Origin of the sequence: Bacillus sp. MMSF_3353 (assembly GCF_030733445.1) — a bacterium.
Classification (GTDB): domain Bacteria; phylum Bacillota; class Bacilli; order Bacillales; family Bacillaceae_G; genus Bacillus_A; species Bacillus_A wiedmannii.
In genome coordinates this window covers 396,598-423,498 of record NZ_JASHJA010000004.1, presented here as the reverse complement: position 1 = coordinate 423,498, position 26,901 = coordinate 396,598, and the positions used below count along the sequence as shown (strand labels likewise).

The 26,901-nt window shown below is 34.7% G+C and carries 21 protein-coding genes and 1 pseudogene; 19 read left to right on the top strand and 3 right to left on the bottom strand.

The genetic code is table 11. From position 1 onward, the window contains the following. Positions 1-30: 30 nt before the first annotated feature. From parE to RBB48_RS12960, 3 genes are all read left to right on the top strand, one after another. Positions 31-1,995, top strand: a complete 1,965-nt coding sequence (parE, locus tag RBB48_RS12970; protein WP_001062189.1) for a DNA topoisomerase IV subunit B — start codon at positions 31-33, stop codon at positions 1,993-1,995. A 1-nt stretch (position 1,996) separates the two neighbouring features. Next, positions 1,997-4,420: a DNA topoisomerase IV subunit A gene (gene parC / locus RBB48_RS12965; RefSeq protein WP_001147486.1), complete on the top strand. Its 2,424-nt coding sequence runs from the start codon at positions 1,997-1,999 to the stop codon at positions 4,418-4,420. Positions 4,421-4,648: 228 nt separating this feature from the next. Next, positions 4,649-5,680 carry an oxidoreductase gene (locus RBB48_RS12960; RefSeq protein WP_306007738.1) on the top strand — a complete coding sequence of 344 codons (1,032 nt, stop codon included), beginning with the start codon at positions 4,649-4,651 and terminating at the stop codon, positions 5,678-5,680. A gap of 56 nt (positions 5,681-5,736) precedes the next feature. Here the strand turns inward: RBB48_RS12960 and RBB48_RS12955 are convergent, their stop codons facing one another. Further along, positions 5,737-6,180, bottom strand: a complete 444-nt coding sequence (locus RBB48_RS12955) for a VOC family protein (protein WP_097889910.1) — start codon at positions 6,178-6,180, stop codon at positions 5,737-5,739. A 59-nt stretch (positions 6,181-6,239) separates the two neighbouring features. Between RBB48_RS12955 and RBB48_RS12950 the strand changes: the two genes are divergently transcribed. After that, positions 6,240-7,208: a helix-turn-helix transcriptional regulator gene (locus RBB48_RS12950; protein ID WP_306007737.1), complete on the top strand. Its 969-nt coding sequence runs from the start codon at positions 6,240-6,242 to the stop codon at positions 7,206-7,208. Positions 7,209-7,302: 94 nt separating this feature from the next. Here the strand turns inward: RBB48_RS12950 and RBB48_RS12945 are convergent, their stop codons facing one another. Next, positions 7,303-7,923, bottom strand: a complete 621-nt coding sequence (locus RBB48_RS12945) for a TetR/AcrR family transcriptional regulator (RefSeq protein ID WP_116300162.1) — start codon at positions 7,921-7,923, stop codon at positions 7,303-7,305. 137 nt (positions 7,924-8,060) lie between these two features. Here RBB48_RS12945 and RBB48_RS12940 point away from each other — a divergent pair, with 137 nt between their 5' ends. From RBB48_RS12940 to RBB48_RS12890, 11 genes are all read left to right on the top strand, one after another. Beyond that, positions 8,061-8,954 carry an ABC transporter ATP-binding protein gene (locus tag RBB48_RS12940; RefSeq protein WP_306007736.1) on the top strand — a complete coding sequence of 298 codons (894 nt, stop codon included), beginning with the start codon at positions 8,061-8,063 and terminating at the stop codon, positions 8,952-8,954. Then, entirely contained in the window at positions 8,947-9,753 is an 807-nt protein-coding gene (locus RBB48_RS12935) for an ABC transporter permease subunit (RefSeq protein ID WP_060487380.1), read from the top strand. Before RBB48_RS12940 ends, RBB48_RS12935 begins: the two co-directional genes overlap by 8 nt. A gap of 49 nt (positions 9,754-9,802) precedes the next feature. After that, positions 9,803-10,174 (top strand): VOC family protein, encoded by a 372-nt coding sequence (locus tag RBB48_RS12930; RefSeq protein WP_048544029.1) that lies wholly within the window; start codon positions 9,803-9,805, stop codon positions 10,172-10,174. A 127-nt stretch (positions 10,175-10,301) separates the two neighbouring features. After that, a complete protein-coding gene (locus RBB48_RS12925) occupies positions 10,302-10,835 on the top strand; it encodes a sigma-70 family RNA polymerase sigma factor (RefSeq protein ID WP_000864733.1) in 534 nt (177 codons plus the stop codon). 12 nt (positions 10,836-10,847) lie between these two features. Next, a complete protein-coding gene (locus RBB48_RS12920; RefSeq protein ID WP_060487378.1) occupies positions 10,848-11,846 on the top strand; it encodes a hypothetical protein in 999 nt (332 codons plus the stop codon). Between the two features lie 17 nt (positions 11,847-11,863). After that, entirely contained in the window at positions 11,864-12,901 is a 1,038-nt protein-coding gene (locus RBB48_RS12915; RefSeq protein ID WP_098091657.1) for an LCP family protein, read from the top strand. 205 nt (positions 12,902-13,106) lie between these two features. Continuing rightward, positions 13,107-14,369, top strand: coding sequence for a dicarboxylate/amino acid:cation symporter (locus RBB48_RS12910; protein ID WP_106383400.1), 1,263 nt, complete (start codon positions 13,107-13,109; stop codon positions 14,367-14,369). 348 nt (positions 14,370-14,717) lie between these two features. After that, positions 14,718-16,430: a peptide ABC transporter substrate-binding protein gene (locus RBB48_RS12905; protein ID WP_262719525.1), complete on the top strand. Its 1,713-nt coding sequence runs from the start codon at positions 14,718-14,720 to the stop codon at positions 16,428-16,430. A 337-nt stretch (positions 16,431-16,767) separates the two neighbouring features. Further along, positions 16,768-18,474, top strand: a complete 1,707-nt coding sequence (locus tag RBB48_RS12900; RefSeq protein WP_306007735.1) for a peptide ABC transporter substrate-binding protein — start codon at positions 16,768-16,770, stop codon at positions 18,472-18,474. A 305-nt stretch (positions 18,475-18,779) separates the two neighbouring features. Further along, positions 18,780-20,486: a peptide ABC transporter substrate-binding protein gene (locus RBB48_RS12895; RefSeq protein ID WP_048565906.1), complete on the top strand. Its 1,707-nt coding sequence runs from the start codon at positions 18,780-18,782 to the stop codon at positions 20,484-20,486. A gap of 113 nt (positions 20,487-20,599) precedes the next feature. Beyond that, the gene (locus RBB48_RS12890; RefSeq protein WP_088064174.1) at positions 20,600-21,319 is read left to right on the top strand and encodes a class I SAM-dependent methyltransferase; all 720 of its coding nucleotides are present in this window, start codon (positions 20,600-20,602) and stop codon (positions 21,317-21,319) included. Between the two features lie 40 nt (positions 21,320-21,359). On the opposite strand, the gene RBB48_RS12885 is transcribed toward RBB48_RS12890, so the two are convergent. Then, complete coding sequence (locus tag RBB48_RS12885) at positions 21,360-21,743, bottom strand: hypothetical protein (RefSeq protein WP_048544012.1); 384 nt, start codon at positions 21,741-21,743, stop codon at positions 21,360-21,362. Between the two features lie 135 nt (positions 21,744-21,878). Between RBB48_RS12885 and RBB48_RS12880 the strand changes: the two genes are divergently transcribed. The 4 genes and pseudogenes from RBB48_RS12880 to RBB48_RS12865 all read left to right on the top strand — a co-directional run bounded on the left by RBB48_RS12880 (position 21,879) and on the right by RBB48_RS12865 (position 26,835). Continuing rightward, on the top strand, positions 21,879-22,214 hold the full coding sequence (locus RBB48_RS12880) for a hypothetical protein (protein WP_088064493.1): 336 nt from the start codon (positions 21,879-21,881) through the stop codon (positions 22,212-22,214). 119 nt (positions 22,215-22,333) lie between these two features. Next, a pseudogene (locus tag RBB48_RS12875) lies at positions 22,334-22,474 on the top strand (VOC family protein); the annotation flags it as partial. 321 nt (positions 22,475-22,795) lie between these two features. Next, positions 22,796-24,151 (top strand): RNA-guided endonuclease TnpB family protein, encoded by a 1,356-nt coding sequence (locus tag RBB48_RS12870; protein WP_306007734.1) that lies wholly within the window; start codon positions 22,796-22,798, stop codon positions 24,149-24,151. Positions 24,152-24,735: 584 nt separating this feature from the next. Further along, positions 24,736-26,835 carry a vWA domain-containing protein gene (locus tag RBB48_RS12865; protein WP_106383403.1) on the top strand — a complete coding sequence of 700 codons (2,100 nt, stop codon included), beginning with the start codon at positions 24,736-24,738 and terminating at the stop codon, positions 26,833-26,835. The last annotated feature ends 66 nt before the right edge of the window (positions 26,836-26,901 follow it).

The window sequence follows — 26,901 nt, the reverse complement described above, 5'->3', positions numbered from 1 at the left end:
TCTGATTTGATTAGGAAAGGGGCAAGGAGTTTGGCAAAGCATCAGTTCCAATATAATGAAGATGCAATTCAAGTGCTAGAAGGACTTGAAGCCGTTCGAAAACGCCCGGGTATGTATATCGGGAGTACGGATAGCCGTGGATTGCATCATTTAGTATATGAAATAGTAGATAACTCCGTTGATGAAGCGTTAGCGGGATTTGGCGACGAAATTTCTGTCGTAATACATAAAGATAATAGTATTAGCGTTATTGATAAAGGGCGAGGAATGCCTACGGGAATGCATAAACTTGGGAAACCTACACCTGAAGTTATTTTAACTGTACTTCATGCCGGTGGTAAGTTTGGTCAAGGTGGCTATAAAACAAGTGGTGGTTTACACGGTGTTGGGGCATCAGTTGTAAATGCCTTGTCAGAATGGTTAGTAGTGACGATTAAACGTGACGGAAATATTTATGAACAACGCTTTGAAAATGGTGGTATTCCTGCAACGACACTGGAAAAGATCGGGAAGACGAAAGAGTCTGGTACGACAATACATTTTAAACCAGATACAACGATTTTCAGCACAACAAATTACAATTACGAAACATTATGTGAAAGATTACGTGAATCTGCATTCTTATTAAAAGGGATGAAAATCTCAATAAAAGATGAGCGAAATGATTTAGAAGATGTCTTTCATTATGAAACAGGAATCGAAGCTTTCGTTTCATACTTAAATGAAGAAAAAGATTCAATCCATCCGGTTGTATATTTTACTGGTGAACAAAATGGAATTGAGGCAGAGCTAGCTTTTCAATTTAACGATGGCTACTCAGAAAATATTCTTTCGTTTGTAAATAATGTACGTACAAAAGATGGTGGAACACACGAAGCTGGGTTTAAGACAGCAATGACTCGTGTGTTCAATGAGTATGCTCGTAAAGTATCGTTATTAAAAGAAAAAGATAAAAACTTAGAAGGTACAGATATTCGTGAAGGTGTAGCGGCTATCGTTTCTGTACGTGTACCAGAAGAAGTACTTCAGTTTGAAGGGCAAACGAAAGGGAAACTTGGTACAAGTGAAGCTCGTTCTTCAATTGATGCAATTGTATCTGAGCATTTAGCTTACTTTTTAGAAGAAAACCCGGATGTTGCTACACTTCTTGTGAGAAAGGCAGTTAAAGCAGCGCAGGCACGTGAGGCTGCTCGTAAAGCGAGAGAAGAAGCGCGTACTGGTAAAAAGAAAAAGAAATCAGAAGGTACATTAAGTGGTAAGTTAACACCAGCACAATCACGTAACCCGCAAAAAAATGAACTGTACCTAGTAGAGGGTGACTCTGCGGGTGGTTCCGCGAAACAAGGTCGAGACCGACGTTTCCAAGCGGTATTACCGTTACGTGGTAAAGTAATCAATACAGAAAAAGCAAAACTTGCTGATATCTTTAAAAATGAAGAGATTAATACAATTATTTACGCTATTGGCGGTGGTGTAGGGAATGAATTCGCTGTTGAAGATATTAACTACGATAAAATTGTAATTATGACCGATGCTGATACAGATGGTGCGCACATTCAAGTATTGTTACTAACGTTCTTCTACAGATATATGAAACCACTTATCGAAGCTGGCAAAGTATTTATTGCACTTCCTCCTTTATACAAAGTAAGTAAAGGAAAAGGTAAGAGTGAAGTGATTGAGTATGCATGGTCTGATGAAGAATTAGATGGTGTAACAAAAAAGGTCGGTAAAGGCTACATGCTGCAGCGCTATAAAGGACTTGGCGAAATGAATGCAGACCAATTATGGGAAACGACGATGAATCCTGAAACACGTACGTTGATTCGTGTGAAAATTGACGATGCATCAAGAGCGGAGCGCCGAGTTACGACATTGATGGGTGATAAAGTAGAACCTCGCCGTAAATGGATCGAACGAAATGTACAATTTGGTATGCAAGAAGAAGGAAACATTTTAGAAAATGAAATGATTATGGAGACGGAGGTGGAATAACATGCAGGCAGAGAAGTTTCATGACCTCCCGCTTGAAGACGTGTTAGGTGACCGCTTTGCACGTTATAGTAAATATATTATTCAAGATCGCGCGCTTCCAGATGCGCGTGACGGTTTAAAACCGGTGCAAAGACGTATTTTATATTCTATGTATGTAGAAGGAAATGTACATGATAAAGCATTTCGTAAATCAGCTAAAACAGTTGGTAATGTTATTGGTAACTACCATCCACACGGTGATTCCTCTGTATATGAGGCGATGGTACGTTTAAGTCAAACTTGGAAAGTACGTAATGTTTTAGTTGAAATGCATGGTAATAATGGTAGTGTGGATGGCGATCCAGCAGCGGCAATGCGTTATACGGAAGCACGATTATCACCAATCGCATCTGAGTTATTGCGTGATCTCGATAAAGAAACAGTAGAATTCGTGTCAAATTTCGATGATACGAGTGAAGAACCTGTTGTACTTCCAGCGATGTTCCCGAACTTACTAGTGAACGGATCGACAGGAATTTCAGCTGGTTATGCAACAGAAATTCCTCCGCATCACCTTGGGGAAGTAATTGATGCGACGATGATGCGTATTGATAAGCCGAATAGTACTGTTGATGATTTATTAACAGTTATGAAAGGACCAGATTTCCCGACAGGTGGTATTATTCAGGGGATTGATGGTATCAAAAAAGCGTATGAAACAGGAAAAGGTAAAATTATTATTCGCGGAAAAGCTGAAGTTGAAACAATCCGTGGTGGGAAGCAACAAATCGTTATTACAGAAATTCCGTATGAAGTAAATAAAGCGAACCTTGTTAAAAAAATGGATGAATTACGTCTAGATAAAAAACTAGATGGAATTGCTGAAGTACGTGATGAGACAGATCGTACAGGTCTTCGCATCGTTGTAGAGTTAAAAAAAGAAGTAAATGCTGAAGGTATTTTAAATTATTTATATAAGAACACAGATTTACAAATTCCATATAACTTTAATATGGTAGCGATAAATAATCGTCGTCCGACACTTATGACATTACCTAAGATTTTGGATGCGTATATTGGGCATCAAAAAGAAGTTGTTACGAGACGCTCACAATATGAATTAAGAAAAGCAGAAAACCGTCAACATATTGTAGAAGGTTTAAAGAAAGCATTATCGATTTTAGATGAAGTGATTGAAACAATCCGTGCTTCTAAGGATAAACGTAATGCAAAAGATAATTTAAGTACGAAATTTGGATTTACAGAAGCGCAATCAGAAGCAATTGTTTCGCTGCAACTATATCGTTTAACGAATACAGATATTACGGCGCTAGAACAAGAAGCAGACGAGCTTAATAAGAAGATTATAGAGTTACAGTCAATTTTACAAAGTGAAAAAAGACTTCTTCAAGTTATTAAAACAGATTTGAAGAGAGTCAAGAAAACATATAGTGATGATCGCCGTGCTATTATTGAAGAACAAATTGAGGAAATTAAAATCGATGTGGAAGTTATGATTCCGCAGGAAGATGTCATCGTTACTGTAACGAAAGAAGGATATGTGAAACGAACAGGTTGGCGTTCACATAATGCATCGAACGGAAAAGACTTCGGTATGAAAGAGGGTGACATCTTACTGGAGCGATTCGATACGAATACGACAGAGACAGTCCTCTTATTTACGAATAAAGGAAACTATATATATCTGCCAGTATATGAAATGCCAGAAATTCGTTGGAAAGATTTAGGTCAACACGTTGCGAATCTCGTTTCACTCGAGCGGGATGAAATGATTATTTGGGCGACCGTCGTACCGAATTTTGAAGAAGAAAAACGATTTATCGTATTTGTTACACGAAATGGTATGATTAAGAAAACAGAATTAAACCAATATAAAGTTCAGCGTTATTCAAGAGCGTTCGTCGCTGTGAATTTGAAAAAAGATGATTATGTTGTAGATATATTTGCAACAGATGGAACGAGTGATATTGTTCTTGCAACCTATGGTGCATATGCACTTATTTTCCATGAAGATGAAGTAAGTCCAGTCGGTGTAAGGGCCGCTGGTGTAAAAGCAATTAACTTAAAAGAAGATGATTATGTCGCTTCGGGTAAACCGTTAAATGGTGACAAAGATCAACTTATTCTTGTTACGCAGCGAGGTGCTGTAAAACGTCTAAAAGCATCAGAAATTGAGAAATCAACGAGAGCGAAGCGAGGTCTTGTTATTTTTAAAGAGTTAAAACGTAATCCATACCGTATTGTCGGTATTGAAATTGTTCGAGATGATGAACTAGTATATATGAAGACTGAGAAACATATTGTAGAAGAAATTGATCCGAAAGCGTATCGAAATAAAGACCGGTATAGTAACGGTAGTTTAGTACTAGATGTTAATGATACTGGTGAAGTTATTGAAACGTGGACAAAAAAACGACCGGAGTAAAAAAGCATCTTGCTATGAATAATGGCAAGATGCTTTTTTCTAGGCAAATTATTATGTAAATAATAATAATCTTGTTATAATAACTGAATGAAATCGTTCTCATAAAGTGGAACTTTAATCAATCGGACTTTTACGAGCAGTTGATTCCTCAACTAATTTCTTTGCTTTCGCTGAATTTTGAGGTAGGAATCTTACTGTCCGTTAAAGCGGGACAGATGGAGGGGCAACATGGAAAAAATAGGTGTAGGCATTGTAGGATTTGGATTTTCTAGTACAACATTTCACATCCCATTATTACAAACGATAGAAGAATATGATATTCGTGCTATTTTATCTTCAAAAGAAGAACTAGTGAAGCAAGCATTACCAAATGCTGAAGTTGTTGGCACAATTGAGGAATTAGTAAATCGTGCTGATATTGACTTAGTGGTCATTACTTCACCGAATACAACTCATTTTCCACATGTAAAAGAAGCAATTTTACATGGTAAGCATGTAGTTGTGGAGAAGCCATTCGTTGTTTCAATTGAAGAAGGCGAAGAACTAATTTCATTAGCAAAACAGCATAATGTGGTGTTAAGCGTGTATCATAATCGCCGTTTTGATAATGATTTCTTAACGATAAAGAAATTGTTAGAAGAAAATAGAGTAGGGAATCTATACGCATATGAAGCGCATTTCGATCGTTTTCGCCCGAATGTACGTGATCGCTGGAGAGAAAAGAATTTACCAGGATCAGGTATACTGTATGATTTAGGATCGCATTTAATTGACCAAGCATTATCATTATTTGGGAAACCAGATGCGATAAGTGCAGATGTAATCAAACAACGACCAGGTGCAGAAATTGATGATTACTTCCATGTTATACTTCACTACGGTGTTAAACGTGTCACTTTACATAGTAGCAGTTACGTAAAGCAAGAAGGTCCACACTTTACACTGCACGGAGATAAAGGTTCTATCGTGAAATACGGTATGGATTCACAGGAAGAACAATTAAAAAATGGAATGAAGCCAGGCGATAACGGTTATGGATTAGATGCTGAAGAGAATTTTGCTACTTTACATACGGAAGAAAAGCTAGAGCGTATTCCAACAGAAGTTGGCTGTTATGACATGTATTATAAAGGTGTAAGAGATAGTATAGTAAATGGTGAGAAACCACCTGTAACAGCACAAGAAGGCTTAGAAGTTATCCGACTTATTCAATTAGCGATTGAAAGTAGTGAAACCGGTAGAGTCATCACTATAAAGTAAAAAAGACACGAATTTCGTGTCTTTTTTATTAGGAATATGTGAATATGGATAATGATTTAGTTTAATCGTTTGTCATACATTAACTGGATTTGTATGCCGTAAGGATCTTCAATAATCCCATATGCTTCACTAAATATATTTTTTTCTAGCGGAGAGATTATCTTCACATGCTTATCGGAAATTAAATTATTATAAAACCTTTGTATTTCTTCTAAATTAGCGCTTTGAATGCAAAGTGACATGTTATTTCCAACGTTATAACGTTCATTAGGTTTCATTGTATCTTCTGCTATCATTAGCTTTGTATTCCCAATTTGTAAAACAGAGTGAGCAATATGATCTTTATTTTCACTTGTAATTTTAAAAGAACTATCTCTTTTGGCCATTTCTCCATACGTAACAATCATTAACTGCGTAGCTTCTAAATTACGTGTGTAAAAATTAATTGCCTCCTTTGCTTGCCCATTCATTGAAAGAAAAATAGCTATTTCTAATGTCATAAATATATAACTCCTTTATTAGTTAATAATTATAATATAGACTAAAAAGGTTCCAATACATGACACCTTTTTGGGAGGGAAATATGAAAAAAACGGAACGAATAAATGATATGCTTATTTTCTTAAATAATAAAAGATATTTTAATTTAAAAGATTTAATGGCTAGATATGATATTTCTAAAAGTACCGCGTTGCGAGATATTCAATCATTGGAAGAAATAGGTGTACCAATATATTCTGAACTGGGTATAAATGGAAGTTATAAAATTATAGAAAATAGTGTGTTATCGCCAATTTATTTTAGTGTAGGTGAAATGTATGCGTTATACTTTTCGATTCTTACGCTAAATGGATACAAGACAAAACCATTTAATGTAGAAAGTATTGCGCTTGAAAATAAATTTAAACATGTATTACCTGATAATGTGAGTGAAAATATTTCAATCATGGAAAGAACGCTTTCTTTTGAAGTAACAAATCATAGTAATTTTAGTCCGTTCTTAAAAGAAATTTTACAGGGGATTTTTGCTGAGCGAGTTTATCATTTAACATATTTAAAAAAAGATGAGGAAAAAGTATTGGTCGCCCAATTTATTCGAATAGAATCTAAATTTGGCCAGTGGTATGCTAAAATCTTTAATTTTGAGACAAATAATGTTCAAATAATTAGATGTGATAAAATTCTTTCTATTGAGGAAACAAGCAATACGAATCCAAAAAATCTTGAAGAGTTGTTAAGTTATCTTACAACTTTTCACAGAAAGCCGGATGCAATTGATTTTCGTGTCATTGTTAATCAAAAAGGAAAAGATATTTTTGATAAAGAGAATTATCCTTCCATGAGGATACAAAAAGAAAATGAAAATTATAGTATAACAGGCTATTTTAACAAACAAGAAGTTGAGTTTATTTCAAGTTACTTTCTGAATTTCGGTGAAACAATTATCTCAATTCAGCCAGTTATGCTAAAAGAGTTAATCTATAATAAGGTATTATCTATAAAGCAGCATTTAACTGCTTTAAGATAAAGTTAGTTTTAATCATTTTATTGACATGAAAAAGCCCTTGAGATTTAAATATCCAAAGGGCTTTTTTTGTGATGGTATTTGTTCTTTAGAAACATTATTTTTCTGGGACGGACAGTCCATAAAAGAACATCGTAACGATATCTTGTATATGTTTTTCGCGATCTCCTTCAAGAAGCTGAGCCCCGAAATCATCACCTAGTTTAGTGAACATTTGAATGTATAGTAACATCATTTCTTTAGTAAGGTGAGGGTTAATTTCATTTTTTTGCTGTGCTTGTTCTAGTATTTCTAAATACCAAGGCAGGATTTTTTCGTTTTGATAACTATAAATAAACTCTCGGAGCTCTTCATCTCTTTGCATCATTTGTAGTAACATATCCGGCTGAAATAACCCACCAGTATTCATTTTTCTTACAATCATTTTTTGCATCATCTCATGAAAAGGTAATTTTTCCTCTGCAAGATCTTTATAATATTGAAATTCAGATATGATAAATTCTTGTATAAGCTCTCTAAATAATGCATCTTTACTTCCGAAATGATTATAAATGGTAACTTGAGAAACATTTGCTTCTTTTGCAATATGTTCTATTTTCACTTCATTAAATCCACGTTCTGAAAATAATAAGAAGGCTGCCTCTTTAATGGCACGTTTTTTCTTTTCTTTCACTTTTTCAAAGCCGTTCAATGCAATCACCTCAATTAAAATATACAAGAAAAAATAATGGAAAACAATAATTTTGAAATATGGACATATAAATATTTCAAAAAGTTGTTGCGAATATGAAAGATGAGGAGTACAATAATTTTGAAATATCACATATTAAATATTTCAAAAAATGAGGTGGAATTATGATTTCAGTTCAAAATGTCACAAAACAGTTTTCAAATGGAAAAGGTTTGTTTCATATTACATTTGATGTAAAAGAAGGGGAAGTATTTGGTTACTTAGGACCAAATGGTGCTGGGAAATCCACAACAATTCGTAATTTAATGGGATTTATAAAACCGACAGCTGGTAAAGCGACAATTTTTGGATTAGATTGTTGGAATCAAGCGGCGAAAATCCAAAGGAAAGTTGGGTATCTGCCAGGTGAAATTTCTTTTATTGAAGGAATGAACGGATTAGATTTTTTAAAGTTAATGCAAGGAATGCGCGGGTTAAAGGATACGAAAAGACGAGATGAATTAATAGAACGTCTACAATTTGATGTGAAAACACCGATTCGAAAAATGTCTAAAGGAATGAAGCAAAAAGTAGGAATTGTTGCTGCTTTTATGCATGATCCGGAAGTGTTAATTTTAGATGAACCAACATCAGGACTCGATCCACTTATGCAGCAAGTGTTTATCGATTTAATATTAGAAGAAAAGCAAAGAGGGAAAACAATCCTTATGTCATCGCACATTTTTACTGAGATTGAGAGAACTTGTGACAGAGTGGCTATAATTAAAGATGGTCGCCTTGTAACGGTTGAAAATATTCATGATTTACAAAGCTTGAGACGACAGGTAATAGATGTAACCGTATCATCGCAAGAAGAGATTGAATCTCTTACACAATGTAATTTGCAATTTGAAGCGGTGAAAGGTAGAGAAGCATCGATTATTGTGCAAGGAAACTATCAAACTGTTTTACAAACACTTTCAAACTATAATGTAACGGCGCTTCAAACGAGAGCAATGGATTTAGAACATTTATTTATGCATTATTACGATAAGAAAGAAGGGGGAAAGCATGAATAAGCAATTGTTTTTAGCTAGTTTGAAAGAAACACAAAAAAGTATTTTGAGTTATGCAACTGGTGCAGCTCTATATTTATGGTTATTAATTTGGATCTTCCCTTCAATGGTATCAGCGAAAGGGTTAAATGAATTAATAAGTGCTATGCCTGATAGTGTGAAAAAAATTGTTGGAATGGAAAGTCCGATTCAAAACGTAATGGATTTTTTAGCTGGCGAATATTATAGTCTATTGTTTATTATCATATTAACAATTTTTTGTGTAACAGTTGCAACGCATTTAATTGCTCGTCATGTAGATAAAGGAGCGATGGCATACTTGCTAACAACACCTGTATCTAGAGTGCAAATTGCAATCACGCAAGCGGCTATTCTCGTATTAGGGCTACTAATCATAGTAACTGTTACGTATGTAGCGGGTATAGTAGGTGCAGAGTGGTTTCTACAAGATAATAACTTAAATAAAGAATTATTCCTGAAGATAAATATAGTCGGTGGGTTAATATTTTTAGTCGTTAGTGCGTATTCATTTTTCTTTTCTTGTATATGTAATGACGAAAGAAAGGCACTTAGCTACTCAGCAAGTTTAACTATTTTATTTTTCGTAACGGACATGGTAGGTAAATTAAGCGATAAGTTAGAGTGGATGAGAAATATATCATTATTTACGCTATTTCGTCCGAAAGAAATTGCTGAGGGAACATATAATATATGGCCAGTGAGTATAGGTTTAACTGCTGGAGCACTTTGTATTTTCATAGTAGCAATTGTAGTGTTTAGGAAAAGGGATTTACCGTTGTAAAGTAGAAAGTCCACTGAGAAAGTGGGCTTTTTTGATGAGGAGGAAACGAATGAATCATTTGTTCCGGGTTAAACTATATGTAAATGATATTGAGAAGTCATTATTGTTTTATGAAGAAGTAATTGGTTTACAGTTGTATAAAAGAAGTATGCATGCAGCACGCTTTAATCACGATCAGTTTTCTCTGTTACTAGCTACTGATTCAACATTGAGTGAAAATCACTATTTTTACAATCGAAAAGACATGAAGGGGAATGGCTTTGAACTAATTATTGTTGTCAATCGGATTGAAGAAGTATATGAACGTTGTAAAGAGAAGCGATGCACAATACAAGAAGAAATTCAAACTTATCCGTGGGAGATGCGGGGATTTAAAGTTGTCGATCCAGATGGATATTTCCTTAGAATTACATCTGAGTAAAGGTAAACATGAAGAATGTTTACCTTTTTTTATGGAAATATTCAAAAAAATGAACCTTTTTCTAGGCTCATCCGTCTAATACATGTAAAGTTAAATTTGAAGTGAGGATGAAACAGGAGGAGCAATTGTGAAAGTAATCCCTTTATATAAAATGATTGTAAAAGAAGAAACCGATGTTTCCTTAGCGAAAAAAGGTGATCATGAAGCGTTTATGGCGCTTATACATACAGAAAAAATGAAGATGTATCGTATTGCAAAGGCTATGTTACGTGATGAGACAAATATAGAGGATGCGATACAGGCAACAATTTTAAAAGCCTATGAAAATATAAAAAAATTAAAGAAAGAAGAGTTTTTTCAAACTTGGTTAATTCGAATTTTGATAAATGAGTGTAACAACATTATTAGATCATACAAAAAGATAATGGTAATAGAAGAAAATGATTACAATATGAGTGCTTGTGATCAGTATGAAGATATAGATTTGTGTAATGCGATTCAATCATTACATGAAGAGTTAAGAGCGGTTACGGTGCTTTTTTATTATGAAGATATGAATCAAGAAAGTATAGCGAAGCTTTTAGAAGTGCCAAAAGGAACAGTGAAATCGAGATTGTCACGCGCGAGGGAACAATTGCAAAAGCGATTAAAGATGGAATAGGAGGTGTATAGGATGGATAACGAAAAATTATTTGATGAGAAAATAAAAAAGAGAATAAAAGAAGAGAATGTTATAGTACCACCAGAGTTAAATGAAAAGATTAATCGTACACTACATAATCTTCCGGTAAAAAAGAAAGGTTACAAAGTTTATATGATGGCTATAAGTGCTGCGGTTCTAACACTGTCCATTGTGTCTATGTCGGAGTTTTCTGATCAAATTTTTGCTCAAAATGGTGGGGTATTTGAATATGTAAAGAAAAAGGCGTTTTCTGATTATGAAAATGAAGAAGAAATAAAATCGAACGTAAACTATCCAGATAAAGAAAAGATTCATGAAAAGATGCTGGATTCCATTGATCATTTTAAAAATATTTCAGGACAATTTGAGGAATATTCTAGTTCGTCAAGAATCGCTACAACATACAAATATGCGATTGATACGGAGCAACAAAGAGGTATCTCTTCGAAAGAAGATAAGCTAACGAAAAAACGAACAATTATATATAACGAGGGCAAGAAAAAAGAATTTGATGATGAGAAGTATACATATAGAGAGACAAAATGGAGCCCGAAGGAAAGAAACTATGAACTATTAAAATTAAATCCTACGGAAAGATTATTGAGAAAATCAGGTGAAAAGAAACGATATGATGACGAATATGTGGGATTTGCGAAGTATAGTATGCAATCAGAATTTGCTGAGCTATTAATCCGATATAAAGATTGGAATTATAAAGAAACGAAGTATCTTGGACTTGATTGCTACAAAATAGAAGGGACAATAAACATAGAAATGCCTGTAAGTACATCTGAAGATTTAAGAGGGAAATTTGAAATGGTTGTAGAGAAAAATACGGGGATTATGCTAAAGTTCCTTAGTTTCCACGAAGGTATGATTCAATATTCGATTACAACTGAATGGATACAAATAAACAAAGGGTTGAAAGAGAATGTATTTCAAAAGGATAGTACTAATTATGAAAAATTGAAAAATATATTAGATGAATAGAAAACGGAGGGAACGATATGGAGAATACCTCTTCTTCAAGAGAAAAGAAAAATAAAAGAAAATATAAAAAGACAACGATAATAAGTGTCTTGTTAGTAGTATTACTATTTGGCGGAGTTGGATATGGTACTTATGTATATATGAAAACTTCTAATCTCGTACAAAAGTCTAGTTTAAATTTAGCGCGTGGTGAAAAATCACATTTACGTGAGGAAACTGTAAAGCCAATTGCAAACAATGTTTCACTTTTAATTATGGGAATTGATGAAAATCAAGAACGACAAAAGGAGTATAATGGTGCTTTCCATACAGATGCACTACTGTTAGCTACTTTTAATAAAGATGATAAGACAGTGAAATTAACGAGCATACCACGTGATACATATACATATGTTCCAGTTGAAAAGAAAAAAGATAAAATAACGCATGCATATGGAAGTGGTTTCGTTAAAAATGGTAAAGATGGAGGACCGCAAGCTTCAGTGGAAGCAGTAGAAAAGTTGTTACAAGTGCCTGTTGATTATTTTGTGAAGTTTAATTTTAATTCATTTACTAAAATTGTTGATGGATTAGATGGAATTGAAGTAAATGTCCCAGTTGAATTTACGGAGCAAAATAGTAAAGATGAACCTGACGCAATCCATTTGAAAAAAGGACTACAAAAATTAACAGGGGAAGAAGCACTTGCACTGGCAAGAACGCGTCATATTGATAGTGATGCAATGAGAGGTCAGCGCCAACAACTTGTTATTGAAGCGATGTTAAGTAAATTAAAAAGTGTAGGCTCGATTACGAAGCTAGAAAAAATAGTTGAGGCGATTGACGGCGATTTTAAAACAAATTTAGTAATGGATGATATTTTATCTTTTTATAAATACGGTTTAAATGGTTCAGTTGAAAAGATTCAATTAGGCGGAGATGATTTATATTTACCTAACGGTCCAAATGGGCAACGTGTATATTATTATAACCCTAATAAAAAAGATCTACAGAGTTTGAGTAATACGCTTAGAACACATCTAGGATTAAGTGAAAAGCAGATTGAGGAGAATTAAAGCAGGCATAATGTCTGCTTTTTTATTACGTTTAATAGTATGGCATTTAAATTCAAATATTATATACTATTTTCAAGTTATTGATAATAGTGTAACGTAATGATGTGGTTTAAGTTAAATAGCAGGGGGGCTATTACATAAAATACATCATTAGCAATTATTGAAATCGTATGGGAGAAATGAACGAAACAGGGGAGTATTAAAAATGAGAATTGTAAAGAATTTAACATTCCAAGTTATTGTGGCAATTATTTGTGGTATTGCAGTAGGGGCAATTTGGCCTAGTGTTGGACAAGAGATGAAGCCAATTGGTGAAACATTCATCAATATGATTAAAATGGTTATTGCACCGATAATCTTTTTAACGATTGTGCTTGGTATTGCAAGTATGGGAAGTATGAAAAAGGTAGGTCGTGTTGGTGGGAAGGCACTATTATATTTTGAAATCGTTACAACAGCGGCTTTACTTATTGGTATCATCGTAGCGAATGTTGTACGTCCCGGAGATGGATTAGATCCTTCGAAACTAAAGGGAGGAGATGTTTCACAATATGTACAAAGCGGGCAAGAAATGCAGTGGATGGATTTCTTTTTACATATTGTGCCGTCTAACATGTTTGAAGCATTTGCAAAAGGTGATATTTTACAAGTTCTGTTCTTCTCCATTTTATTCGGTGCAGGGTTAACGATGCTCGGGAAAAATGGACAACCTGTTATCGACTTTTTTGAAAGATTATCGAAAGTATTTTTTAATATTTTATCTATTGTTATGAAGTTAGCGCCAGTTGGAGCATTCGGTGGAATGTCGTTTACAATTGGTAAATATGGTTTAAGTACGTTAATACCACTTGGTAAACTAATGATTTGTGTATATACGACAATGGCATTATTTGTTTTTATTGTTTTAAATTTTATTTGTAAACTGTACAAATTTAGTTTGTGGAAATATTTAGCACATATTAAAGAAGAATTATTTATTGTTCTAGGGACATCATCATCAGAATCAGTACTGCCGCGAATGATGACAAAGATGGAAGACTTCGGGTGTTCTAAGCCAGTAGTAGGTTTAGTCATTCCGACAGGTTACTCTTTTAATTTAGATGGAACGACGATTTATTTATCGATGGCAACTATATTTTTAGCTCAAGTTTTTCACGTCGATCTTTCACTAGGTCAACAATTAACTATAATAGCTATTTTATTAGTTACATCTAAAGGGGCAGCAGCAGTAACAGGTGGAGGTTTTATAGTACTAGCATCTACTTTATCTGCAATGAATGTTATCCCGTTAGAAGGGTTAGCGCTATTACTTGGTGTAGATCGTTTCATGTCAGAAGCACGTGCTATCGTCAATTTAATTGGTAACGGTATTGCGACTGTAGTTGTTGCAAAAAGTGAAAATGAATTTGATGAAGAGAAGTATACGAGAGTAATAGAGGAAATGAAAAAAAAGAAAATGGCCGGATAAAAAAGTCAGCAAAGCTGACTTTTTTATTTTTGTAGAAAAGAGGTTTGTTACGATATACATTATTTATTAACAATAATTTACAAGTGTTTTATAGCGAAGGGATATAAAGACTATTAAATCAATACATAGAATTCAATGAGGTATAGTGTTTTAAAAGATTATGGAATTTTTATGAATATTACTGTAAAAAAATAATTTTTTAAAAATTTTCAATAATAACACTTTACAAAACTCAAAAAATTAGTAGAATAATAGTTAATAAGAATCTTCTGATAAATATATAAAGAAAAACAGAATTATCAGAAAATTCTTAAACGAGAGCGTTTAGAATTAGGGAGGGTACAGAAAGTGAAAAAGAAAAAAATGAAAAAACTAACAGCAGTTGTAGCACCAGTTTTAGCAATGAGTATGGCATTAACAGCATGTTCTACATCAGGTGGAGATAAGAAGACAAGCACAAATTCTAGCTCTGGCGGGGATAGCAAATCAGAAGAAAAATTAGCAGCGAAACAAGTATTAAATCGTACTGAAACAAATGAAATTCCAACGATGGATACTTCTAAAAATACAGATACATTAGGTTCTCAAATTTTGGGGAACACAATGGAAGGTTTATACCGTTTAGATAAAGATAACAAACCAATCCCAGCTGCGGCAGAATCAAGCACGAAGAGTGAGGATGGTAAAAAATATACATTCAAATTACGTAAAGATGCAAAATGGTCAAATGGTGATCCAGTAACAGCAAAAGATTTCGTATTTGCATGGCAACGTTTATTAGATCCAAAAACAGCTGCTGAGTATGCATTTATTGCATTCCCAGTCAAAAATGCAGAAGCGGTTAATAAAGGTGAAAAACCTGTAACGGAACTAGGAGTAAAAGCAGTAGATGACCTTACTTTAGAAGTTGAATTAGAACAAGCAGTACCATACTTCTTAAACTTAGTAGCATTTCCATCGTACTATCCATTAAATGAGAAGTTCGTGAAGGAAAAAGGAGATAAATACGGTTTAGAGTCTGATACAACAGTCTATAATGGACCGTTCGTTCTTACTGATTGGAAGCATGAGCAAGGATGGAAACTAAAGAAAAATGATCAATATTGGGATAAAAAGACTGTAAAACTAGATGAAATCAACTATAGTGTAGTAAAAGAAGTAGCTACAAAAGTAAATTTATATGATACAAATGCAATTGATTTTGCACTTCTATCAGGTGAATTCGTTGATAAGTATAGAAACAATAAAGAAGAGTTTGGGACTTATTCACAAGTAAGTACTTACTTTATTCGTATGAACCAAAAACGTGGTGGACAAGATACACCATTAAAGAGTCAAAAATTACGTGAAGCAATTGCCTACTCTATTGATAAGAAAAATTTAGCAAATGTTATTTTAAATGATGGATCTAAACCTGCGGACTTCTTAGTGCCGAAAGGATTAGCAACTGGACCAGACGGTAAAGATTTCCAAGAAACATTTAAAAACGGTATTAAACCAGATGCGAAAAAAGCAGCTGCTGCATGGGAAGCAGCGAAAAAAGAACTTGGAAAAGATCAAGTTACAATTGAGCTATTAAACTATGATACTGGTAATGCGAAAAAAGTTGGAGAATATGTTAAAGATCAAATCGAGAAGAATTTAAAAGGTGTAACAGTTAATATTAAACTTCAGCCGTTCAAGCAAAAACTAAAATTAGAAACAGAGCAAGATTATGATATTTCATATGGCGGTTGGAATCCAGATTATGCGGATCCAATGACATTCTTAGATATGTTTGAGTCTAAGCATTCTCATAACCAAATGAGCTTCTCTGATCAGAAGTATGATGAAATGATTAAAAAAGCTGGCGGAGAATTAATGGGCGATGCGAAGAAACGTTGGGAAGAGCTAGGACAAGCTGAGAAATTACTTCTTGAGAAAGATGTAGCAATTGTACCTTTATACCAACGTGGTGATGCATACGTTCAAAAACCAAATGCAAAAGGTATTGTTCACCATAACATTAGCCCAGAGTATAGCTTCAAGTGGGCATATATGACTGAAAAGGATGGAAAATAATTTTAAACAGTAATACTATCTTTAAGTGGATGTATACAAGTTTCTTAGCTTATTTTGTAGTGAGAATCTCAATGTCCACAATAGAAAGATAAAATGATAGAGCATTCCAAAGGTAGATTCTTTACTTTTGGAATGCTTTTTATTATGAGATTAAATGTAAAAAATAATGGATATAAGGTTTCTATTGTGAAAGGAATAATTTTTAGAATATTTTAAAAATAACTTTACAAAACCAGAAAAAATAGTAGAATATTAATTAATAAGAATTTTCTGATAACTAATTATTAGGAAATTACTCAAATCTAGTTTCGTACATATAATTGGGGAGGGTACAAAAATGAAGAAAAAGATGAAAAAGTTCACGGCGGTTGTAGCGCCAGTTTTAGCGATGAGTATGGCGTTGACAGCGTGTTCTGGATCAGGTGGGGAGAAGAAAACGACTACGACGTCTAATGGTGGTGGGGAAGAGAACAAATCCGAACTTAAATACGCAGCAAAACAAGTATTAAATCGTACAGAGAATCAAGAAATTCCGACGATGGATACTTCTAAATCTACTGATACGTTAGGGTCACAAATTTTAGGGAACACGATGGAAGGATTATATCGTCTTGATAAAGATAATAAGCCAATCCCAGCTGCTGCAGAATCTAGTACGAAAAGCGAGGATGGAAAAAAATATACATTTAAATTACGGAAAGATGCAAAATGGTCGAATGGTGATCCTGTAACAGCGAAAGATTTCGTATTTGCATGGCAGCGCTTACTCGATAAAAATACAGCGTCAGAATACGCATTTATTGCTTACTATATTAAAAACGCAGAAGCAATTAATAAGGGTGAAAAACCTCTAACAGATTTGGGGGCAAAAGCGGTAGATGATTATACACTAGAAGTAGAATTAGAAAAGCCAGTACCATATTTCTTGAATTTACTAGCATTCCCGTCATACTATCCGTTAAATGAAAAATTCGTAAAAGAAAAAGGCGATAAGTACGGTTTAGAAGCAGATACAACTGTGTATAACGGGCCGTTCGTGATGTCTTCATGGAAACATGAACAAGGATGGCAGCTAAAGAAAAATGATAAGTATTGGGATAAGAAGACTGTGAAATTAGAAGAAATTAACTATAGTGTAGTAAAAGAAGTTGCGACGAAAGTAAACTTATATGATACAGGATCAATTGATTTTACATTACTATCAGGAGAATTTGTAGATAAATATAAATCGAACAAAGATGAGTACGGTGAGTATTCAGAAGCAAGTACATTCTTCTTACGTTTAAATCAAAAGCGTAACGGACAAGATACACCGTTAAAGAGCAAAAAGCTTCGTGAAGCAATCGCATTATCGGTTGATAAAAAAGGGCTGGCAAACGTTATTTTAAATAATGGTTCAAAAGCAACGGATCAATTGGTTCCAAAAGGGCTGGCGACAGGACCAGACGGTAAAGATTTCCAAGATACATTTAAAAATGGTCTGAAATATGATCCGAAAAAAGGTGCAGCAGCATGGGAAGCAGCGAAAAAAGAACTTGGAAAAGATCAAGTTACAATTGAATTACTAAGTTATGATGATGGAACTGCGAAAAAGATTGCTGATTATGTAAAAGATCAAATTGAGAAAAATTTAAAAGGTGTAACGATTAATACAAAAATTCAGCCGTTCAAACAAAAACTAAAATTAGAGACTGCACAAGATTATGAAATTTCTTATGCAGGTTGGAGTCCAGACTATGCGGATCCAATGACATTTATTGATATGTTTGAATCGAAGAGCCCATATAACCAAATGAGTTATTCAAATGCAAAATACGACGAAATGGTACAAAAATCAGGGAATGAATTAATGAGTGATGCGAAGAAACGTTGGGAGACGTTAGGGAAAGCAGAAAAATTATTCCTTGAAGAAGATGCAGGGTTAGTTCCTTTATATCAAACAGGAAGAGCGTATGTAATGAAACCGAATGTAAAAGGAATTGTGAAACATAACATTAGTCCAGAATATAGCTTTAAGTGGGCTTATGTAACGGAAGGGAAATAGGAAAAAAGAGCGTTAAAAAAATATATTATTTATTTTTTTAACGCTCTTTTACTATTCAATTAAATTTAAATAAATAGAGAAGAATAAGAAAAGTGGTACTTACATATAGTAGATGGGGGAGAATTCGTATAGTAGTAATAGATTGTTATTGATTTAAATAAATTAATTATTATGAATATTCTTTAAAAATACTTTACAAATCACGAAAAATTAGTAGAATGATAATTAGTAATAATTTTCTGGTAATTTAAATTTGAAATCTCTCAAAGTTAGTTTCGTACATATAAATTGGGGAGGGTACAAGAATGAAGAAAAAGATGAAAAAGTTTACGGCGGTTGTAGTGCCAGTTTTAGCGATGAGTATGGCGTTAACAGCGTGTTCTGGATCTTCTGGTGGGGAGAAGAAAACGACAACGACATCTAATAATGGTGGAGAAGAGAAGAAATCTGATATTAAATATGCGGCAAAGCAAGTGTTAAATCGTACAGAAACGAATGAAATTCCGACGATGGACACTTCAAAAAGTACGGATACACTTGGGGCACAAATTTTAGGGAATACAATGGAAGGTTTATATCGCCTTGATAAAGATAATAAGCCAATCCCTGCTGTGGCAGAATCTAGCACGAAAAGCGAGGATGGTAAAAAATATACATTTAAATTACGGAAAGATGCAAAATGGTCGAACGGTGATCCTGTAACAGCGAAAGATTTCGTATTTGCATGGCAACGTCTAGTAGATCCAAAAACAGCTGCTGAGTATGCATTTATTGCTTACTATCTTAAAAATGCAGAAACAATTAATCAAGGAAAAGCAGAAGTAGCTACATTAGGTGTAAAAGCGGTAGATGATCATACGCTTGAAGTTGAACTAGAAAGACCAGTACCATATTTCTTGAATTTAATGGCATTTGCGTCATACTATCCATTAAATGAAAAATTCGTAAAAGAAAAAGGAAATAAATTCGGTTTAGAGTCTGATACAACAGTATATAACGGACCTTTTGTTCTTACTGATTGGAAGCATGAGCAAGGTTGGAAATTGAAGAAGAATGAGCAGTATTGGGATAAAAAGACTGTAAAACTAGATGAAATTAACTATAGTGTAGTAAAAGAACCAGCTACTAGAGTGAATTTATATGATACAGGTGCAATTGATTTCGCAATTTTATCAGGAGAATTTGTTGATAAGTATAGAAATAATAAAGAGGAATTTGGAGCATATTCAGAAACAAGTACGTTTTACTTGCGTCTAAATCAAAAGCGTGGTGGGCAAGATACACCGTTAAAGAGCAAAAAGCTACGTGAAGCAATCGCATTATCCATTGATAAGAAAGCTTTAACGAATGTTATTTTAAATGATGGTTCAAAACCAGTGGATTATTTAGTACCAAAAGGTTTAGCGAGTGGACCAGACGGTAAAGATTTCGCAGAAACGTTCAAGAATGGTTTAAAACAAGATTCTAAAAAGGCAGCAGCAGCATGGGAAGAAGCGAAAAAAGAGCTTGGAAAAGATCAAGTAACAATTGAATTGTTAAATTATGATACTGGTAATGCGAAAAAAGTTGGGGAGTATGTAAAAGATCAAGTTGAAAAGAATTTAAAAGGCGTGACAGTAAATATTAAACTGCAACCATTTAAGCAAAAACTAAAATTAGAATCAGACCAAGATTATGATTTTTCATATGGTGGCTGGAATCCAGATTATGCGGATCCAATGACGTACCTTGATATGTTTGAAACGAAAAATTCTCAAAACCAGATGAGCTACTCAAATTCAAAATATGATGATATTATTACTAAAGGTAAGACAGAATGGATGGCTGATGCAAAAAAACGTTGGACAGAGCTAGGGAAGGCAGAGAAATTGTTACTTGAGGAAGATGTAGCACTTGTACCTTTATATCAAAGTGCTAAATCATATGTTATGAAACCGAATGTAAAGGGAATTGTGAAACATAATATTAGTCCGGAATATAGTTTCAAATGGGCGTATGTAGAAGAGAAATAAAAAAGAGAAGAGCATTTTCAAGTTGCGGTATAGCACTTGGAAATGCTTTTTTTATGTGCACGATTTATTGATAGGTGAATATATGTATTATAGAAAATTTAAAGGAGAATTCTATGAAACGAAATACTTACATCGATTTCCTAGCTTATTACGGAATAGGAAGTGCTCATCCTGGTGGTTTTACGTTAACGAAACAATTGTTAGCACAATTACCTTTTAAATATGGAGCAAATGTCCTTGAGATAGGCTGTGGTACGGGGAAAACAGCGGCATATATGAAGAAAGAATATGGTTATAAAGTAACGGCGGTTGAAAAGAATGAGATTATGATTCAAAAGGCGAAAGATAGATGGTCGTTTGAAGGAATAGACATTCAATTAATTGAAGGAAATGTAGAGCAATTACCTTGTTTGCATGACTCATTTGAGTTCGTACTCGGAGAATCGATACTCGCTTTTACAGAGAAAGAAAGGGTTATCCCGGAGTGCTATCGTGTACTACAGAAAGACGGTAAACTTGTTGTCATTGAAATGATTATTGATAGGCACATTGAGAAGAGTGAGGAAGGAAAAATTGCCCGACTATACGGGATGAAAGAACTATTAACTGAGAGTGAATGGGTACAATTATTTCAGAAAGCAAATTTTAAAAGAATTACAATTGCTGGCGGTGGTACAATTGCAGAAACGATCTCGGGCTATATAGAAGAGCCAGAATGGAATGTATCCTCGCATATTCCAAATGAATTATATGAGGCATGGGTACAGCATGAAAATGTACGACTTATGTACCAACATATTTTAGGACATCGTATTTTTATATGTGAAAAATAAAGAAAGAGAGTTGACTAAAGCTAGTCAACTCTTTACTATGTTAAATGAAAAATAATGCAGCTAATGTAATTCCGAAGATGAAACCAAATCCGAGTTCAACGCCCCAGCCGCCGCCACCCCAGCCACCACAACTACCGCAACCACGACCGCCACATCCACAGCCGCTGAATCCACCACCACAACCAAATCCGCAACTATCACATCTGCTAAGGCCCCCACAAAGGTCACAGCCACCGTTTGCATATGCGTCATAGTATCCAAATCCTGTATCAAAAGATGAGCGCTGTTGCACTGGTTCAATCCATACAGAGCTGTTTGTCACATCAATTATTTTGCCTAAATGAATGCGACCATCACGATCTTCAATTCGAACGACTTTACCGAAATAACGTTGGCACGTATCGTAACATTTTTGTCTATGCATGTTCTTTCCTCCTTCCCCATTACAGTAATACGATATGTAATGGGGACAAGTGCGGCTTGTACGAATGCCCTATCTATCATAATTGTTATAGGAAAGGGGAAATATAGGAAGAGGATATATAAGGAGGCAAAAGGCATGAAATCTACAGATCAGTTTCAGACATACGAAGTACCGTGGGAAGAATTTATTGAAGCATTGCGAGAGGAAATGAAGAAGCAAGTAGGGGCAGATATAATTGATACAGTAGTTTGCAATTTAGAAGATGGCTTTGAAGTGTATACATATGTGCAGGGGGATTTGGAGTTTGAATACAAGGAAGCACTTGAAAGAAAATACGGAAGCGATGCAAAAACTCCTAATGTGCTAACGATTATGTTATTAGCTAGTATTTATAGTACAAGTGAAGAGAATTTACGCTTGCATGCGGATAATAAAGAAAATCCGGTTGTTGAAGTGTATGTGAAGCAATAAAACACGCTGTGAAGGCGTGTTTTTTATTTATCCCGCATTAACGGGCAGTAAGGCCCCCACTGATTCAAGTTTCACTTTATATGATAAAATGTTAGAAAATTAAGAAATATGGTGATGGTTTGAAAATTAAACATCTTAATTTAACAGTTTCAGATGTAGCAGCTACTAGAGAGTTTTTAGAAAAATATTTCGGTTTAACTTGTAGCGGAGCAAGGGGAAATGGCTTTGCGGTTATGCGTGATAATGATGAGTTTATCCTTTTCGGCAAGAAGACTCCATCTGATTTGTGTTACGGGTGAAACCCAACAATTCAGGTGGAGATGAGTTGCCGTCAGTCAATAAGGCTGAACTCTTTTGTTTCGTTCATAACAATTTTTTAGGGCGAATGTTTGTTTTTTTGTCTTACGATACAATCTGTCCTTAGATAAGGAGGGAATAGATTGTAAGACAACGAAATTGGATAATGATCATCATTCGGCTACTTGAACCAAAAGGAATTACGATGAAGACCATGTTCACATTTCTTTCCAAATATTGATTTATCAAAAGTAATGAACTTTCTAAGAAAGGTGGTGAAAACAATGGCTAGAAAGAAAGCAGTGAAAGTATTACGTAAACAAAAGAAAAGAGAAACCATGCAACGATTCACTCAAAAACAAAATATCGGACGAGCGTGCCTCACAGCTAAAGAATTTCGTTTACTTCAGCGCATGTCGCATAGTTCAAAAGCATTGCGAAATGTTGGATTGTATACCATTAAACAAAGTTACCTGAATAATAATAAGATTGCTACTGTAAAAGAAGTGGACACTGCTATGCAAGCCGATTTGAATTACTGGGGCATGCAATCAAACTCTGTTCAAGCGATTCGTAGAGCCTTATTTACAGAAGTGAAGAGCTTTTTTAAGGCATTGGAACAGTGGAAGAAAAAACCTGAAGCATTCACAGGTCGTCCTGAGTTTCCAAATTATTCTCGTTCTACTGATAAACGAATTATTGAAATCTATCAAGTTCCAAAAGTGGATGAGAACGGGTATTGGATCATTCCGATGAGTGTGGCATTCAGAAAAAAATTCGGTTCCATTAAAATACGTATGCCTAAGAACTTAAGAAATAAAAAAATCTCCTATATTGAGATTGTACCGAAGCAAAAAGGTCGGTTCTTTGAGGTGCATTATACATCTGAAATGCACGTTTCTCAAATGAAGAAACAATCCACGACCACTAGTAACGCTTTGAGTTGCGATTTAGGCGTAGACAGATTAGTAAGTTGCGCAACGAATACAGGTGATACATTCTTAATTGATGGAAAAAAATTAAAATCTATAAACCAATATTTTAACAAAATGATATGTAACCTCCAACAGAAAAATATTGACAATGGAATTTCAAAACGTATTGTAACGAATCAAATGGCTGCACTTTGGCATAAACGAGAACGACAAATAAATGGTTACATTTCACAAACTATAGGCCTGTTGTTCAAAAAAGTGAAAGCATTAGGCATAGATACGGTTGTCGTAGGCTATAACGTTGGTTGGAAACAAAAATCTGATATGGGAAAAAAGAATAATCAAAAATTTGTTCAAATCCCATTTCATAAAATGATTGCAGCAATTGAGAATAAATGTATAAAAGAAGGTATACGATTTTTCAAACAAGAAGAAAGTTATACTTCAAAAGCTAGTTTTCTAGATAAAGATCCGGTTCCAGTTTGGTCTAAGGATGAGAGGACGCATTATCACTTTAGTGGCAAACGAATCACTCGTGGTCTGTACCAAAGTAAGGCAGGAACATGTATCCATGCTGATATTAATGGTGCATTGAATACATTGGAAAAATCAAGAGTTGTAGAATTGGATGACAATCTCAAAGTGAAAACGCCGATTCTATTAGAAGTGCAAAAACGTAAGGCTGTTGCTTCGCGCATAGCTTAGTGGGTGCGTCAACCATCCATGTGTACTCGACTTGTCGGGGCTTGTAGCAAACGCCGGGTTCATCTGAGTGGTGGCTTCTTCCACAAGGGAGAACTGCTCTTTTTCGAAAGGGTGGTGCAAGTGGGAAAACAATCGTTCGTTGCCAGTACCAACCAAAAATATACTTGGGTGTTACCGGAAGGTGGCATGAATGCTAGAGCGTCAAACTGTCTAGCGATAGACGAAAAGACCTAGCGTTCGAACTCAAGCCCCACTGAAACGCTTCATCTCAGTGGGGGTAGTTGACGTTGAAGCACCTGGCGGATTTACAATTGAAGTGATGTGTTAATTTAAAATCAAACTTTTTGATGCTTGTTTTCAATATGAAAAGTAGGAAAATTCTGTTTTAAGTGTAGAGCTTAAACAGGCTTTTTTACTTATAGTATCGGATAGAAAACGCTAGAAGGAATCATATTCAATATATATATCTGTTTACATAATAAAGTTATGCTGCGCTAGTTGTCCTAAAATACAAGTCATATATCTTGTATCCTCTCATAAATTTAAACATAGGAATTTGTCTACAAAGGTGGCGAAGCCTCATCATGAAAATTCGAATTTGTGCCACATTCATGTTGTTTCTATTTATATGGTTACATCCTTTTTGGACTTTTGCAAAAGGAGAGGAGGCAAAGGAAAGGGTCGTTTCACTTGTATATGATGATTCGGGCAGCATGAGAAATAACGATCGCTGGAAATATGCCAATTATGCTTTGCAAAGTTTAGTTGCGCTATTAGATGAAAAAGATAAATTCTCTTATGTTCCAATGAGCAAGCCGAATGATCCATTAAACATTTCGTTAACGAAGGATAAGAGACAAACAGAAATTGAGGGAATTGGAGCATGGAAAACGTATTTAAATACTCCGTTTAGCGCAGTAGAGACGGCGATGCAATCTATAAAAAAGGAAGCAGATATAGATGGAAAACGTGAATTTTGGCTTATTGTCTTAACTGACGGGGCATTTAATGATTTAGAGAAAGATAAGGTTGGCGGAAAAGAACAAATTACACAGAAGCTAGCACAGTTTAAGAAAGAAATGGATGCAAAAAAGATATCGTTACATCCAATTTTAATTACGATGGAAGAGGATTTAGGGCAGCAAGAAAAGGCACAACTAAATACGTTTAAAGAAATATGGAAGAAAGAGATAAATGGCGTTACGATGCCATCTAGTGGAGAGGATGGTATTGTAAAAAGCGTCAATCAAGTGGCAGCATTAGTTGCAAATCGTGATCCGTTCTCCTCGGTTGAATCGATTGTAAAAACGAAAGTAGTAGGAAAGAAAGTAGAGATTACAACACCATTCCCGTTAAAGCGTATGACGCTTGTACGGCAATCGCCTTCTTTGTCTAATTATCAGGTCACACAAATTTCTAAACCATTACAATTACAATCTTCTTATTCCATACATGCACCAGGGGAAGCGAAATTATTCGGAAATATAGTTCATATAAGTACGGAAAATCACGAAGTTATTAAACCAGGAACGTATACGATAGAAGTGGATCGAGATATTGAGAAAGAAGGATTACAAGTACTAGTTGAACCGGCGCTTAACTATACTGTTTCTACTTATGACAAAGACGATAGTAGTCAAAAAAATGTGGAGAAAATGTACGAAGGTGTTACTGCTGTTATTGAAGCGAAGCCTACGGAATTACCAATTCAGTCTTCATATTTTCAGTCAGAAGTAGAAATAGACGGAAAACAGTACCCGATGAAGTGGGACGATAAAAAACATGTATTTTACTACGAAACGAAGATCGATAAAGGGTTAGTGCGCGGGAAAGTTCATATGAACATAAAGGGGTTTTACAGACAGACGAAGGAATTTAAAATTGAAGTAACTGAAAAACCAAAATTATCATTGCAAACTATTACGAAAGATTATGAGGAAAAAGTAACGAATTTAGAGAATAGTAAACCGTTTATTATACAACCACAGTTAGATGGTAAGCCGATGACAGAAGAAGCTGTAAAGAAACTATTAAAATCTACTGGTGTCACATCTAAACAATCAATCAACTATGAAATAAAACAACAGGATAATCAAATTTATATTTATCCTCGCCCTCATTACTCCGACACATTCAATTTTACAGATACCGGCACCGTAGAAGCTACCATCGTAGTGCAAGATTCAAAATTACAAGAAGTAAAGAAAAATATATCACTTCATATTCAAAATGCACCGTTCTATGAAAAATATGCGCTTATTTTTAAGTTTGTTATTCCTATCACTTTATTATTGTTAGTAGTAGGAATAATCGTTTTAGGATGGATTGTTCGTCCAAGATTTCACCGAAAAGCACTATTGTATTACGAATGGGATCAAGAGGTAGCGAAAGATTGGTTATATCAATCTGAGCCAGAATTACTTAAAAATAAATGGTGGAAACACTATTTTGGCATTCCATTCCGAGCAGAAAGAAAGACTGTGCAATCCGTTACGTTTATAGCAAAGAAAGGATCGAAATCAATATTTGTAGCGAAAGAGTCACAAGTAGTAGGAATGATTATTGATGGGATGTTTATAACAGAAGATGAGGTTGGAATGGAACATAAGACGCTATATCCAAATGAACTTTTAGTAGTTGATAGAGGGTATGGTAAAGAAATTTACAAATATGAGTGTGAATAGTAGATAGGGAAAAGGAGGGAGTCTTATCTTTCTCCCCCTCTTTTCAAACAAGCAAGAATAGGAAGG